The organism is Maribacter caenipelagi, from assembly GCF_004364175.1.
GTDB lineage: Bacteria > Bacteroidota > Bacteroidia > Flavobacteriales > Flavobacteriaceae > Maribacter > Maribacter caenipelagi.
Genome location: NZ_SNZW01000014.1, coordinates 509,062 through 523,635, shown reverse-complemented (window position 1 = coordinate 523,635; position 14,574 = coordinate 509,062). Strand labels below are relative to the sequence as shown.

Sequence of the window (14,574 nt, the reverse complement as noted above, 5' to 3'; positions counted from 1 at the left end):
ATTATTATAACCTATTGACAATACTGATAGAGAAGTTAATTAACCCCTAAAATCGAAGGGTTAATTGCATATCTTCATTTTCTACAGTGAACTTGGCATCGTTAAATGTAGGTGGACCCATTGGCATAGAATTACCGCTCATGGCATAATCTTCCATTGGCATTCCGTTATTCTGAAAATCCATTGAATTATTATCATTGGCATCATGAAGAACAGAAAACGCGTATTTACCAGGTTGTACGTTTTCAAAAGTTAAGATCAATTCTCCTGCTTCCGCTTTATTATGTCTGGTTTCAAGTCCTTCAGCTTTCATAAAAGTAGCTTCATTATGTAATGCGCTTAATACGTGCCCTTCGTTGTTCAGTACATTTTCAATAACAACAGTTAGTGTAATGCCGTCTTTTTCTTGAGCATTCATAGTAATTGTCATTACAAATAAGGCAATTGTAAATAGTAACTTTTTCATTTTGTAAGGTTTTAAAGATTAATTGATACTTCAAAGATGTCTTATGAATACGCTTTTTGAAAAAGTGATTAACTCAATTGTAGAAATGCGTTACTGAATTGTTAAAGGAGTATGATAATACAAATCAACATGAAGTTAAAAAAGGGAATTACAGTATTATCTTCTTTTAGTAATGAAATAATCAAGTCCGAATTTACCCGAACCGAAGCCCATAAAAAAGAGACCTAAGCAGAAAAAAGTAAATGTTGGCATAATACTCCATGAATTATCCCAAGGCCTACATACTATGGTAGTAAACATAGTTATTGTAACGAAGAAGGCTGTTATACGCGTGTTCAAACCTAAAATTAATAATATTCCACCTAGAGCTTCGATAAGCCCTGCAGACCAAGCAAAAAATTCGGGCATATAAGAAAACGGTATTCCGAATTGCTTTACTAAAACAACAAACCAATCAGATACTTCTAAAAATCCTAGTCCTGCAGAATTTGGGGTCCATGGTGTTCCAAATTTATTAACTGCAAGAACAAAAGCAAGTAAGTATCCGGTAAATAATCTAGGAATTAGAATTAATATATTCGGCATTAAACCATCTATTCTGAAAGGGATAATCAACTTTTTTAAAGGTAGTAGTTGGTCCATAGCAGTAGGTTATTGTTACCTAAACTTAAACAAAAGAATTTATTTTAGGTATGATAATTATCATGAATTAATAATACTGTTTTAATTTTTAATTTTATAGATGGTTCATATCCTATTTAATTTTAACCTGATAAATCTAATTTATCGTAGTTCGTTAAAATTGGGTTAAAGCTTTTTAGAGTCAATAGTTTAGGGGGCTTAAGTGTACCTTTGGTTTTCAAAAAGAAATAATTATGACTAAGATAAAAGCTTACGCAGCAGATAACAAAGATGCAAGTTTGAAGCCGCTTGTAATAGAAAGAAGAGATACTTTAAAAGATGATGTAAAAATTGATATTCTGTATTGTGGAGTATGTCATAGCGATTTACATCAAGTACAAAACGATTGGAAAAATTCGGTATATCCAGTAGTTCCTGGTCATGAAATCATCGGTAAGGTTTTAGAAGTCGGTGCTGGCGTAACGAAGTTTAAAGTAGGAGATTTAGTTGGTGTTGGTTGTTTGGTAGATTCATGTCAAACTTGTAGCGCATGTAAAGATGACTTAGAACAATTTTGTGAGAATGGTGCAACGTTTACTTATAATAGTAAAGACAAACATTTAGGCGGTCATACTTTCGGTGGATATTCTGAAAGTGTAACAGTAAATAAAGATTTTGTATTAAAAGTTCCAGAAAATTTAGATCCAAAAGCAGCAGCCCCATTACTTTGTGCAGGTATAACCACCTATTCTCCATTAGCGCATTGGGGTGTAAAAGAAGGAGATAAAGTAGGTGTAATCGGTTTAGGTGGTCTAGGTCATATGGGTATTAAATTTGCACATGCCATGGGCGCACATACCGTTATGATAACTACTTCTCCATCGAAAAGTGAAGATGCCAAAAAATTGGGTGCAGATGAAGTTTTAATCTCTAAAGATGAGGCTCAGATGAAAGCGCATGCAAATTCATTCGATTTCTTATTGAATACAATTCCGGTAGGGCATGATATGAATCCGTATGCATCATTATTGAAAAGAGATGCCACTATGGTTATTGTAGGTGCAGTAGAACCTTTAGACCCATTACATGGCGGTAGTTTGATTATGGGAAGAAAGAGTATTGCAGGTTCTCTTATTGGTGGATTAAAAGAGACACAAGAAATGTTAGATTTCTGTGGTGAGCATAATGTCGTTTCAGATATAGAAATGATTGATATTCAGAATATTAACGAAGCTTATGATAGATTGAAAAAATCTGATGTAAAATACAGATTTGTTATTGATATGAAGTCTTTGAAAAACAGTTAAGTTATAGAAGTTGGTAATTGAAAAGAGCCATATTTATATGGCTCTTTTTTATTTTATATATATGCTCTCAATTTCGAGGGTAAAGTCTTCTTCAATACCGTTTTTAATGATGATGGCAATTTGTGCTAGAAAATCGCCATGATAGTTGGGCAGTTTTAATTCTTCACCCCTAAAGACAGCTTCCATCTCAGTAAACGGAATTTCTATAGTTTGCCATTTTTTACTAGACTTAAAATCATAGCTATATGTATGCCGTTGATGCTCGCCAGATTTGCAGCGGAAAGCATATTTTTTTCCATCTCCCTTAATTCGAATTACAAAAGCATAAAAAGCATCTACAGGTATGCGTTCTAAATCATGTCTAACAAGGCAAAATCCGCCATTGTTTTCTAAAGAAACATGTCCGCTGAAAACACCATTACCTTGTGGGTTGATTTGTATAAGCCCCATTGATAGACCGCCCATAACATCATCATTGACAATATGCCATTGTTTGATGTTGGACTTTTCATTGAATTCAAAAATAGATTTTAATTCGCTCATAATATATAGAGTTTATAGGGTATGCTAATGCGATTAATATTAGGGGTAAAGAAGGTAATCAAAACACTCTAACCATATTTATTTTAACTGATATGCGCAACAATTAAGGCATCCGTTTTTTCATCTCTTCTGCTACTGCTTTCTCAGACGAACCTTGTTTTTCTAGTTCAGATATAATTTTTGGATGGTCATGACTTCTGCCTTGTGACAGTTTGTTTACAGCCTGTATATCTTTGATTTCAATTTCGAATCCTGTGATACCATTTACTTGTCTCATCGTTTTTTTAGACATATCGTTTAATGAAATAGGATGTTCAGATTGTTGCTCATATTTATCTACTAAATCATGTAAAGCGGTCAGCAATTCTTCCGAAGTTTGAATTTTTACGGTACCATAAACATGAACAGCAATATAATTCCAGGTCGGGACTTCTTCATGTTGATACCAAGAGGAAGAAATATAACTGTGCGGACCATTAAAAATACACAATACCTCATCGCCATCTACCAAGTTTTTACTTTGCAAATTCGCCTTGGCAATATGCCCAACAAGTACATCTTTATTATCCGAATTCTTAGATAGTTCTAAAGGAATGTGTGTACCCCAAGGTTTCCCCTTAATAGTATTAATAAGTATACCGAAACTATTTTCTTTCAAGAAGTTATGAATCTCTTTAATGTCGTTGTTTTGATAATGCTCAGGAATAAACATGTTCTCTGGTTTTTAGGTAAATGTAAAGGTATTAAGTAATTATTTTTAGAACCAATTATTTAATGTTTAGTGCTACATAAATTATTAAATCCTTATTATCTTGAAAAGGAATTTTAAAATAAGAATATGCCCTTTATAACAAATACAAAAGCAAAAGAACAAGTAGATATATTCTACGAGGATTATGGAAGCGGACAACCGGTAATTTTAATTCACGGGTGGCCTTTAAGTCGTAAGTCTTGGGAACAACAAGTTTGGAAAATTGTCGAGGAAGGTTTTCGTTGTATATCATACGACCGTAGAGGTTTTGGAACATCATCTTCACCTTGGGATTCGTATGATTATTCTGCCTTAGCGAGTGATTTAAATGCAATCATCGAAGAGCTCGATTTGAAAGATGCGGTTATTGTCGGTTTTTCAATGGGAGGCGGAGAAGTAGTTCGTTATTTAACCGACTACGGTTCTAGTAGAATTGTCAAAGCAGCTTTAATTAGTTCAATAATACCACTGGTAAAACAGAAACCAGATAACCCAGCAGGAGTACCAGAAGAAGCGTTAGATGGTATTATTGATGCGCTGCAAAAAGATAGAGTTGGGTTCTTAAAAGAGTTTAGTAAAGGATTCTACAACTTTGAGGAAAATAAGGGAAAAAGAATAAGTCAGGCGCAATTAGATTATGATTTCACCATAGCTTCCTTTGCATCACCAAGAGCAACGATACAAGCTGCGCTAGCATGGATGCATACAGATTTTAGACCAGAGCTTAAAAACGTAACCATACCGACTTTAATAGTGCATGGAGATGCCGATGCAACCGTACCAATCGAAACTTCAGCAAAACAAGCACATGAGGGTATTAAATACAGTACCTATGAGGTTATTGAAGGTGCGCCACACGGACTAAATGTGACTCACCCAGATGAGTTAAATGAAATATTGATTTCATTTTTAAAGAAATAGATATAAAAGTTGTCTTGAAACAAAAAATCCCGATTGTAAAACACAATCGGGATTTTTTTTATGACTTCAGTAAAAATAGGCAAGCTACTATTTAGCTATAACCAATCGTGCAAATACAGGCAAATGATCAGAAATGTGTTTGTTGTTTTCCATTCTATCATCAATATGAATATATTCTAAAACTTCAAAATTCTCCACAAATATGTAGTCTATTCGGTTAGACAATACTCGGTTTTGGTCAAATCCGCTAAATGTTCCTGACGGTCCGTAGAACGGTTTTTTTGTACTACGTTGACCATCCGTTAGGGCATTCTGTAAGAATTGAATAGGTTTTGTGGAGGGATTTAAATTTAAATCTCCCATTAATACCACTGGAAGCTTATCGCTATTGACCTCGTTTATTTTGGAGATAATGAGTTCGGCAGATTTCTCACGAGTTACAGTGCCTATATGATCAAAATGCGTATTGAAAACCAAGAATTGTTTTTTAGTTGCTACATCTTCAAACAAACCGTACGTACAAATACGCTCCATAGAAGCGTCCCAACCAACCGATATTTCGTAAGGGGTCTCAGAAAGCCAAAATGTTTCACTCTGTAAGAGCTTAAATTTGTTAGCATTAAATAGAATAGGGGAGTACTCTCCTTTTTCTTTCCCATCATCACGCCCAACACCAATATGGTTATAGTCAGAAAGTTGTTCATCTAAATACGTCAATTGATGGTGTAGCACCTCTTGCATCCCGATAATACCTGGGTTGTAATGCTTTAAGAGTTTAACCATGTCAACTTTACGATCATTCCAATTATTCACCGTGTCATTAACATTGTCATATTTAATATTATAGGTCAAAACAGCTATTTCTTGACTATAAAGTATAGCTGTTGAGATGAAAAATGTTAGAACAAAAACCAATTTTTTCATGCTATTCTGCATCTTTATATTTTTCAAACCAAGCGAGAACACTTGCAATTTTAGCGACCAAATTACTAGGTCGGTTCGCAATACCGTGTCCCGCACCAGGTATACGAACCATAGCGGTTTCAACACCTTCTAACTTTAATGCGGTATAGAATTGTTCAGATTCCGCTATAGGTGTTCTGTAATCTTCTTCACCCGTTAACAGCATTGTTGGTGTAGTAACATTGGCAACATACATTAACGGAGAACGTCTAAAATAGTTTTCTGGGTCTTCCCAAGGTTTTTTACCGAACCAGTATTTTGAGAAAAATGCGGCACCATCGGCATATAGTACAAAACTTGTCCAGTTGATAACAGGTTTTGCAACTACGGCAGCTTTAAATCGGTCTGTTTTACCAACGATCCAAGCAGTTAATACTCCGCCGCCACTACCACCGGTGACATATAAATTATCGGTATCTACATACCCTTTTTCAATTACGGCATCAACACCGCTCATAAGATCTTCATAATCATGATTAGGGTAGTCGTGGTGAATAAGATTACCAAATTCCGCTCCGTAGCTGGTACTACCACGTGGGTTACTATAAAGAACTACATAGCCTGCCGCAGCGTATGCCTGTATTTCTGCACTATATACAGAACCGTAGCTAGTAAATGGTCCGCCATGAATTTCAAGAATAAATGGGTATTTCTTATTTGGGTCAAAGTTTGGCGGAGTCACCACCCAACCTTGAATTTTCTTCTGGTCAAAAGATGATTCCCACCAAATTTCTTCGGTTTTGCCTAAATCTCTAAATGAGAAAAGATCATCGTTTACAAAAGTCAGTCTTTTAGACCCTTTTTTATCGGCAGCTCCAAGGTCAGATGGGTGTTCAGTATTACCTAAAGTATAAGCAAATTTTGAATTGTTAGAAACCGTGAAATCTCCAGCGTTATATGGTCTGCCTAATGATAATCCGCCAAGTCCTTCAACAAGGGTAGTCACTTTTCCATTTAGTGTAATATGCCCTATTTTCGTAGCCCCTTCCGTATCATACTGAAAATAAAGACCTTTACCATCATTTGCCCATTGTACATTGGCAATATCTCGATCAAAATCTCCCGAAATTAACTTTGAGTTGCTACCATCCATATTCATCACATAAAGGTTTGTAATCTGGTACCCTTGCAACTTATCATCGGTACCGGTGTAGGCAATCATTTTTCCATCAGGAGATACTTTTGGGGAATTATCAGGTCCATATCTAGACGTTAAAGCCGAAACTTTGGCAGATGCTATATCTAAGGTATAAACCTCACTATTTGCAGGCTCAAAATCCTCATCGGGGTTAAAGTTTGCCGAGAAATAAAGCGATTTATCATCTTTGCTCCAAACAGGGGCGCCATGGTCAAACGATGTTGTCGTTAATTGTTTTGGAGTACCACCATCAATAGATAAGGTGAAAATTTGATCGTGTCCGCCTTTAATGTAACCTTGTCCGTCACCTCTATAATTTAGTTTGTCTATATAGGTTGGCGGTTTATTCCACTTTGCGCCTTCTGGTTTTGCCGGTAGTTTTACAATAGACTGTTCAGCCTCTGGTACAAAAATGGTAAAAGCTAAGTAACGGTCATCATTAGACCAACTTATAGCACCAGGTGTTTTTGGAGTATTGGTCAACGGGGCAATCTCCTTTGTGTCCATCCACATGAGATACAATTTCATTTTTTCATCTTCTTTGTTCGATTTAAAGATGATTTTTTTACCGTCATGCGACCAACGTGGGTAGTAGTCGTTCTGGTTACCGGTCGTTAAAGGTCTGTTTTGCGTACCGTCGAAATTTATGATCCAAAGATTCGATAAATTTCTATCGGTCATAATATCCTTAAAATTTCTAACGTAGATAATTTTACTTCCATCAGGAGAAATCTGAGGGTCAGAAACATATTCCATATTAAAAATATCGGTAAGCTCAAGGTTAGAAGATACTTGAGCAGTGCCCACTGTTGTAAACAGCAGAAAAATAAGCGTTTTCAAGAGAATTTTCATGGTGTTGTTTTTGGTTTGAAATGTAGGTATGAAGATAATGATAATAGTAGTAATTTAATAGCTTGATAAGCTAATTCGAACCCGTAGGAAATAACATTTTCTTAGAAGTTTTGCCTTAGACTTTTTGTATTTTCACAATATGGAAGAAAAAGGCTTTTTACATCAAATTCACCCTGTACTGCCGGTATGGGATGTTGTTGAGGCATTAGACTTTTATGTGAATAGATTGGGCTTTAGAATTGCTTTTGCCGATGATGCAAAGAACCCTAAATACGCAGGTATTTTAAGGGATGATATAGAAATTCATTTGCAATGGCATGATAAAAAAATGTGGGATGTAGAAATGGACAGACCATTGTTACGTATTGTTGCGCAAAATATCGAAGCCTTATACAATGAATTTTCTAGGGTAGATGTTTTTCATGCCCATACGTTATTACGGGAAACAGCTTGGGGCACGCGCGAGTTTGCTTTTTACGACCCATTCAAAAACGGATTAACATTTTACAGAGATGTGTAGCTTGTTATTTAATTGATTATCAGAATTAAAATATAAAAATGAAGGTATTATTTATAGGAGGAACAGGAAATATCAGTACACCAAGTAGTAGATTGGCTGTAGCCAAAGGAATGGATCTGTACCTATTGAATAGGGGAAAAGCCAAGGTTGAAATTGAAGGCGCGCATAGTATTATAGGAGATATCAATAAGCCTCATGAGCTAACGGAATTGAAAAAGCACGAGTGGGATGTGGTGGTGAACTGGATAGCTTTTACTCCCGATGATATAGAACGCGATATTGAGCTGTTTAAGGGGAAGACCAAGCAATACATCTTTATAAGTTCGGCATCGTGCTACCAAACGCCATTAAGTTATCCGGTGATTATCGAATCTACTCCGTTGCACAATAATCTTTGGGATTATTCACAAGGTAAAATTCAGTGTGAAGATCGATTACAGAAGGCGTATAGAGAAGAAGGATTCCCGATTACCATTGTGCGACCTTCCTTGACCTATGACACCGTTATACCGATTGCCATTGGCGGATTCAATAAATTCAATACTGCACAGCGAATCTTGGATGGTAAGGAAATTATAATACATGGCGATGGAACTTCATTATGGACAGTGACACATTCAGATGATTTTGCAAAAGGATTTGTGGGATTGTTAGGATTACAAACTGCTATAGGACACGCTTTTCATATCACATCTGATGAGGTGTTGACTTGGAATATGATTTATAAGATTTTGGCAGATGCTTTAGGGGAAGAAGCAAAAGTAGTGCATATAGCGTCTGATTTTATCTGTAAAATAGAACCCTCGTTTACAGGAACGTTATTAGCAGATAAGGCAGAAAGTGTTTTGTTCGATAATACTAAAATAAAAACCTTTGTACCCGGTTTCAAGGCCACTATTCCCTTTTCGGAAGGAATTAAAAGGACAATAAAGTGGTTATTAGAAAACCCTGAACATCAAAATATAGATGAAGAAACCGAAGCCAAAATAGAGAATGTGTTGAAGGTTTATAAGGGTTTGTAGGTTTGCGAGTAAACTAGTAGGTTGATTCACCATCCGTATTACCCACTCCTTAATCCCCTCATGGGAGGGGAGGTTTACGTTTTTGATTGCGAGCTTTTGTCGAATTTAGCTTTATAGGTTACCGAGTTGGTTTCCATGATAATGATTTGTCACAGGCACTTGCTATTCCCCTCTAGGGAGGGGAGAAATACTTGTTATTTGTGAGTTTCTAGTGTTTTTTAAGTCTTAAGTTACAAGAATCATTCTATGAAATGGGTCGAATAAAGCAACTAAATATTCCCCTCTTGGGAGGGGAGGTTTACGTTTTTGATTGCGAGCTTTTGTCGAATTTAGCTTTATAGGTTACCGAGTTGGTTTCCATGATAATGATTTGTCACAGGCACTTGCTATTCCCCTCTAGGGAGGGGAGAAATACTTGTTATTTGTGAGTTTCTAGTGTTTTTTAAGTCTTAAGTTACAAGAATCATTCTATGAAATGGGTCGAATAAAGCAATTAAACATTCCCCTCCTGGGAGGGGAGGTTTACGTTTTTGATTGTGAACTTTTGTTGAATTTAGCTTTATAGGTTACCGAGTTGGTTTCCATGATAATGATTTGTCATAGGCACTTGCTATTCCCCTCTAGGGAGGGGCTAGGGGTGGGTTTTTGCTTGTACTATTTCACATGTAATTGGTAACTAATTGAGGGTCAATCTCCAGTTGAACTTCAATAGTTTTTTACCTTTTTAGAGTAATTCACCATTCGTATTACCCACCCCTTAATCCCCTCCCGGGAGGGGAGAAATACGTGTTATTTGTGAGTTTCTAGTGTTTTTTAAGTCTTAAGTTACAAGAATCATTCTATGAAATGGGTCGAATAAAGCAACTAAATATTCCCCTCCTGGGAGGGGAGGAATACGTGTTGTTTGTGCGTATTTAGCGTTTTTTAAATATTAATTTACAAGAATCATTCTATGAATTGGTTCGAATAAAGCAACTACACATTCCCCTCCTTGGAGGGGAGGAATACGTGTTGTTTGTGCGTATTTAGCGTTTTTTAAATATTAATTTACAAGAATCATTCTATGAATTGGGTCGAATAAAGCAACTAAACATTCCCCTCCTTGGAGGGGATGGATACGTTTTTTTGCGAGCTTTTGTCGAATTTAGAATCTAATGTCACTGAGTTTGTTTCCTCAGTAATGATTTATCACACGCACTAACCATTCCCCTCCAGGGAGGGGTTAGGGGTGGGTTTTGTTTGTAGACTATATGCTAGTTTTTGATAGGTGATGTTTCAGAAACTATTTCATATAGAACATTTGCCGCAGCTTCATACTTATCACCTTTCACCCAAAAAGGTGTTTCGGGGTCATTGGCTATCAACCTACCTGAGAGCACATAGCCTTGGTAAAATTTCAATAGATAATCATAATCCAAACTATCTGACTCGTCACTAGGTTGATGGTAATATTTGTTAATTTCATCATCAAAGGCATAAAAACCAGTTGAATAAGTAGGAGCGGGAACACCCTTTCTTGCAAAGCTTACATTATCGCTACGATCAAATAGTCCTTGTTCAGGAGCAGGGTCATCAATGGCTTCTAGTCCAAAAGTAGCGGCACCTGCAACAATATGTTTTTGTGCTGTTGTTCTATTTAATCCAATTACGGTAGCCAATTTTGTATTGTTATACCCTCCACCATCGGTATTGAAACCATATACTATTTGCTTGAGTGGAAATATAGGATGCTCAACATAATATTGACTTCCTAATAAACCTTTTTCCTCACCCGTGAAAAAAATGAATATAGCTGATCGTTTGGTAGGAAACTTTCCAATATTCTCTGCCATACTTAAAACTGCGGTGGTACCTATAGCGTTATCTCTGGCTCCATTATAAATGCTATCTCCTGTGGCATCTGGTGTGCCAATACCCACATGGTCATAGTGCGCAGAATACATAATATACTCTTCCTTTAGTTTCGAATCAGTGCCTTCAAAGACTCCTATCACATTTTGAGTAATTAGGGTTTTCTCTTTCTTTCCATCAGTTTCAATTGAATACGATAATTTTGAATTAGTTAATACATCTAGTTTTTCTGGAGTCGTGTTTACCCAAAGATGAATAAAATCAGTTTTTGGATTTTGGTCATCCATAGCATCAGGAATCGTAACATTTTCTCCCATAAAGTGTGATATTCTTGACCACCAGTCTTCATCTAGCAAGGTCATTTCAATTAAACCAATAGCCCCATTTTTAAAAGCTAATTGTTGCTTTTCTTTATGTGAGCCATAAATAGCTCTGGCATCCGAGGCATCTGAAGAGCCCCCTTTAACTATGATTAATTTTCCTTTTACATCTATTCCTCTGTAATCTTCTTCACTTCCAAAACCAAGATATACTGCTTTTCCCGAAGGCGAAGCTGCTTTTGCTTTAACGGCAATGGTATGTGGATAGTTCTCGCCATCTATAGAGACTTTTAGCAGACTTGGTTGGGCTGTTTGTGAAAGTTTAAATGATTGATAGTAAGAATTAGTGGCAGGGTTCGGTTGTATTCCATACCCTCTTAAGGTATTTGCAAGATAAGATGCCGCAATCTTTAATTCTGGCGATCCTGTGGCACGACCATTCAAAGCATCATCTGCCAAAAAATAAATATGACCTTCAATATTATTTTTGTCTACCGTTTTTGTTGCTTTTTCTGTGTCGGTTTGCGCAGAAACTATTGTGTTTAAAGTCAAAGCTGAAAGTAGTAAAAAAAATTTCGATGTTTTCATAATCTCATTTTTAATAGGTTTATTCCGGTAATATTTATATCAATTTTACAATAGCTAAGCAATTTTAAGCACCCCGTAATAAATAGCGGTAATTAGTAACAAAATTAGACTAATGGCTAAAAAACGAATAGATCTTTGCACGTTTCTAAACTTCCATGCCGATATTTTAGAATTGATGTATATCTGTTCCCCTAATTGCTCAAAAACCTCTTTCTCATTAATACTTACATCATAAAATTTTTGAGAAAACTCTTTAATGGTACCGAACTTGGTAATAACATCCCCAAAATAAAATACGTTGTTGCTATAGTTACCTTCTAATTTCGGAATAAAGCAACGTACACTGTAAAAGATAGAGATTACGGTAGCTATAAACCAAAGCCCCATGAGTATATAGAACAAAATGGCATTTGAAACAGAATGCATTACTGGAGCTGCACTTTGGTAGATGAAGTTTAGAATAATACCGTAGAAAGAGAGTATAAGTCCCGCCTTCAATTCCGAAGCCTTTATTAGTCCCGATACATAATTAATGGTGCCCCAATAATGATCTACTAATTCTTCAGAATGTCCTTTAGATTGTAATTCATCTAATAGGTCTCGTTCAAATGCTGTTAAAGGATTTTCCTTTTCTATATTGTTTTTGGTCGTTTGTTTTTTATTTTCTATAGGTTTGGTCATGGCTTTTCATTTAATATCACAAGCTATTCTAACACATTGTATACGGTGAGCGGTTTTGATTTGTTTTTCATACTAATACTACCTAAGTTTTCACATTTAAAGGCCTCTTATACCTCTAATGTCATAATATTTAATTTTGATTTTATAGTTCTTTTGTTTGCTGTAAAATCCAATTATTCACATTGACTTCCAAAACATCCAAGGGAATAGTCCCACTTCCCAAAACCACATCATGAAATGCCCTAGTATCAAATTGATCTGTAAGAGCTGTCTCAGCTTTTTTCCTTAATTCTTTTATTTTTAATTCCCCAATTTTGTAAGCCAACGCCTGTCCTGGCATTGCAATATACCTGTCTATTTCTACAGTAATATCACCTATGCTTTTACCCGAATTCATTTTAAAATAGTCTATGGCTTCTTGCCTAGACCAACCGTAAGCGTGAATTCCCGTATCTACGACTAAGCGAATGGCACGCCACATCTCATACGTTAGTTGTCCATATTTGGAATAAGGGTCTTTGTAGAAACCCAATTCTGGACCTAAGCTTTCCGAATAAAGTCCCCAACCTTCGATAAAGGCGGTGAAATTCAGCATAGATCTAAATTCAGGAACGTCTTCAAGCTCTGAAGCTAGCGATATTTGTAGGTGATGACCGGGAACGGCTTCATGAATACTCAATGCTTCCATTTCCCATTTAGGTCTGGCATTTAAGTTATAGGTGTTTGCATAAAAATAACCAGGTATCCCAGATTGTAAAGAACCTGGGGAGTAATAAGCAGTTGTAGAAGCCTTTTCTGAGTAGGCGGGTACTTGCTTTACACCATAAGGTAATCTAGGTAACTTGCCAAAGAGTTTAGGTAAAACAGGGTCTATTCGCTTACAGATGTCACGGTAAGCTGTGAGCAGCTCTTCTGGTGTTTCAAAGAAAAATTGAGGGTCTTCTCTTAAGAAATCATTAAAGGCGGTAAGGTCTCCTTCGAAGCCAATATCCGACTTCAAATTTTCCATTTCTTTTTTAATTATTGTTACCTCAGATAGTCCCAATGTGTGCACTTCTTTGGCGGTCATATTGGTGGAGGTATGGTAGGTAATAAGTTTATTGTACCAAGCTTCGCCATTGGGCAACTGGTTAAGACCATAACTTTCACGTGCATTGGGTAAATATTCTTTCTCCATAAAATCGGTAAACTTTATGAGTGCAGGATTTATTTTAGTAGCAATAATCTTCTGCGCATAATCTGTTATGGATGCTCTTCCTTCTATAATAATTCCTTCTTTAAGATTGGCGAAGGGGGTATAAAAAACACTTTCTTCGGGAGTATTCGAGATGATTTGTTTTAATTGTTCGGGTACTTGAATGACCGTGTTTCGTGGCATCACGATTCCTTTTTCAATTCCTTCGGTCAAGGTACTTTGAGCCTGTTGCAATAATTTAGGTAGTCCTTCTAATCTGGACAAAATATTTTTCACTCCAGTTGAAGAATTGGTGGGCATCATTTGTATAATTGCAGGAAGATATATGTGGAACCCATCTATTTGATCAATAATTAAATACTTTTCAGGAAACTGACTTTCAAGAGAATATTGAGTACCTACAGCTGCGTTAAAAATATCTAAGTTCACGACCTCTTCTTCTGTCAATTCGTTGACATCAAACCACTTTTGAGCTTCATTGAACAATTTTAAATTAGCTAATTTAATTTTAACACCCTCAGTTGAAAGGTCATCCCATACATCATCATATCCAGGCTTACCATAAAAAGTTGCCATTGCTGGCGATTCCGCTATTTGGTTTTGCGCATAGGCTTCAAAAAAAGCTTTTAAACGTTCACTTTCATCTTCAAAATTAGACTTGTTTCCTATAAAGCTCAGTTGCTCTACAACTGATTGCTTTGTCCTTTGCTTGACATTCTCTTGCTGATACCCGAAAAAAGGAATCAATAAGGCAATCATAAGTACTATGTTGAAAAATTTGAATTTGTTCATTTGATTGTTTTTTTGGTCATGACTATTAATTTATTTTGGCTAG

13 protein-coding genes are annotated in these 14,574 nt (G+C 36.2%); 4 read left to right on the top strand and 9 right to left on the bottom strand.

The window, feature by feature from the left end; genetic code table 11:
- Positions 1–46: 46 nt before the first annotated feature.
- Positions 47–466, bottom strand: a complete 420-nt coding sequence (locus tag DFQ03_RS10355; protein WP_133673091.1) for a DUF2141 domain-containing protein — start codon at positions 464–466, stop codon at positions 47–49.
- 156 nt (positions 467–622) lie between these two features.
- Complete coding sequence (locus DFQ03_RS10350) at positions 623–1,108, bottom strand: DoxX family membrane protein (protein WP_133673090.1); 486 nt, start codon at positions 1,106–1,108, stop codon at positions 623–625.
- A 233-nt stretch (positions 1,109–1,341) separates the two neighbouring features.
- Between DFQ03_RS10350 and DFQ03_RS10345 the strand changes: the two genes are divergently transcribed.
- Positions 1,342–2,394, top strand: coding sequence for an NAD(P)-dependent alcohol dehydrogenase (locus DFQ03_RS10345; protein ID WP_133673089.1), 1,053 nt, complete (start codon positions 1,342–1,344; stop codon positions 2,392–2,394).
- A 48-nt stretch (positions 2,395–2,442) separates the two neighbouring features.
- Here the strand turns inward: DFQ03_RS10345 and DFQ03_RS10340 are convergent, their stop codons facing one another.
- The gene (locus tag DFQ03_RS10340) at positions 2,443–2,937 is read right to left on the bottom strand and encodes a CIA30 family protein (protein ID WP_133673088.1); all 495 of its coding nucleotides are present in this window, start codon (positions 2,935–2,937) and stop codon (positions 2,443–2,445) included.
- 103 nt (positions 2,938–3,040) lie between these two features.
- The gene (locus DFQ03_RS10335) at positions 3,041–3,649 is read right to left on the bottom strand and encodes an FMN-binding negative transcriptional regulator (RefSeq protein ID WP_133673087.1); all 609 of its coding nucleotides are present in this window, start codon (positions 3,647–3,649) and stop codon (positions 3,041–3,043) included.
- Positions 3,650–3,775: 126 nt separating this feature from the next.
- Between DFQ03_RS10335 and DFQ03_RS10330 the strand changes: the two genes are divergently transcribed.
- Positions 3,776–4,609: an alpha/beta fold hydrolase gene (locus DFQ03_RS10330; protein WP_133673086.1), complete on the top strand. Its 834-nt coding sequence runs from the start codon at positions 3,776–3,778 to the stop codon at positions 4,607–4,609.
- An 87-nt stretch (positions 4,610–4,696) separates the two neighbouring features.
- Here the strand turns inward: DFQ03_RS10330 and DFQ03_RS10325 are convergent, their stop codons facing one another.
- Together DFQ03_RS10325 and DFQ03_RS10320 are read right to left on the bottom strand one after the other, a co-directional pair.
- Complete coding sequence (locus tag DFQ03_RS10325; protein WP_243834475.1) at positions 4,697–5,533, bottom strand: endonuclease/exonuclease/phosphatase family protein; 837 nt, start codon at positions 5,531–5,533, stop codon at positions 4,697–4,699.
- Position 5,534: 1 nt separating this feature from the next.
- Positions 5,535–7,562 carry a S9 family peptidase gene (locus DFQ03_RS10320; protein ID WP_133673085.1) on the bottom strand — a complete coding sequence of 676 codons (2,028 nt, stop codon included), beginning with the start codon at positions 7,560–7,562 and terminating at the stop codon, positions 5,535–5,537.
- Positions 7,563–7,701: 139 nt separating this feature from the next.
- Between DFQ03_RS10320 and DFQ03_RS10315 the strand changes: the two genes are divergently transcribed.
- Together DFQ03_RS10315 and DFQ03_RS10310 are read left to right on the top strand one after the other, a co-directional pair.
- Positions 7,702–8,082, top strand: a complete 381-nt coding sequence (locus DFQ03_RS10315) for a glyoxalase superfamily protein (protein WP_116769432.1) — start codon at positions 7,702–7,704, stop codon at positions 8,080–8,082.
- A 38-nt stretch (positions 8,083–8,120) separates the two neighbouring features.
- Complete coding sequence (locus tag DFQ03_RS10310; RefSeq protein WP_133673084.1) at positions 8,121–9,104, top strand: SDR family oxidoreductase; 984 nt, start codon at positions 8,121–8,123, stop codon at positions 9,102–9,104.
- Between the two features lie 1,253 nt (positions 9,105–10,357).
- Here DFQ03_RS10310 and DFQ03_RS10305 read toward each other — a convergent pair.
- The 3 genes from DFQ03_RS10305 to DFQ03_RS10295 form a co-directional block, all read right to left on the bottom strand.
- Positions 10,358–11,863: a M28 family peptidase gene (locus tag DFQ03_RS10305; RefSeq protein ID WP_133673083.1), complete on the bottom strand. Its 1,506-nt coding sequence runs from the start codon at positions 11,861–11,863 to the stop codon at positions 10,358–10,360.
- A 54-nt stretch (positions 11,864–11,917) separates the two neighbouring features.
- Complete coding sequence (locus DFQ03_RS10300) at positions 11,918–12,544, bottom strand: Pycsar system effector family protein (RefSeq protein WP_243834474.1); 627 nt, start codon at positions 12,542–12,544, stop codon at positions 11,918–11,920.
- Between the two features lie 142 nt (positions 12,545–12,686).
- A complete protein-coding gene (locus DFQ03_RS10295; RefSeq protein WP_133673082.1) occupies positions 12,687–14,531 on the bottom strand; it encodes a DUF885 domain-containing protein in 1,845 nt (614 codons plus the stop codon).
- Positions 14,532–14,574 lie beyond the last annotated feature (43 nt).

Coding starts and splice junctions, on each gene's coding strand:
- DFQ03_RS10350 (WP_133673090.1), bottom strand. CDS start 1,108: ATGGACCAACTACTACCTTTAAAAAAGTTGATTATCCCTTTCAGAATA.
- DFQ03_RS10355 (WP_133673091.1), bottom strand. CDS start 466: ATGAAAAAGTTACTATTTACAATTGCCTTATTTGTAATGACAATTACT.
- DFQ03_RS10315 (WP_116769432.1), top strand. CDS start 7,702: ATGGAAGAAAAAGGCTTTTTACATCAAATTCACCCTGTACTGCCGGTA.
- DFQ03_RS10335 (WP_133673087.1), bottom strand. CDS start 3,649: ATGTTTATTCCTGAGCATTATCAAAACAACGACATTAAAGAGATTCAT.
- DFQ03_RS10305 (WP_133673083.1), bottom strand. CDS start 11,863: ATGAAAACATCGAAATTTTTTTTACTACTTTCAGCTTTGACTTTAAAC.
- DFQ03_RS10295 (WP_133673082.1), bottom strand. CDS start 14,531: ATGAACAAATTCAAATTTTTCAACATAGTACTTATGATTGCCTTATTG.
- DFQ03_RS10325 (WP_243834475.1), bottom strand. CDS start 5,533: ATGAAAAAATTGGTTTTTGTTCTAACATTTTTCATCTCAACAGCTATA.
- DFQ03_RS10330 (WP_133673086.1), top strand. CDS start 3,776: ATGCCCTTTATAACAAATACAAAAGCAAAAGAACAAGTAGATATATTC.
- DFQ03_RS10300 (WP_243834474.1), bottom strand. CDS start 12,544: ATGACCAAACCTATAGAAAATAAAAAACAAACGACCAAAAACAATATA.
- DFQ03_RS10310 (WP_133673084.1), top strand. CDS start 8,121: ATGAAGGTATTATTTATAGGAGGAACAGGAAATATCAGTACACCAAGT.
- DFQ03_RS10345 (WP_133673089.1), top strand. CDS start 1,342: ATGACTAAGATAAAAGCTTACGCAGCAGATAACAAAGATGCAAGTTTG.
- DFQ03_RS10340 (WP_133673088.1), bottom strand. CDS start 2,937: ATGAGCGAATTAAAATCTATTTTTGAATTCAATGAAAAGTCCAACATC.
- DFQ03_RS10320 (WP_133673085.1), bottom strand. CDS start 7,562: ATGAAAATTCTCTTGAAAACGCTTATTTTTCTGCTGTTTACAACAGTG.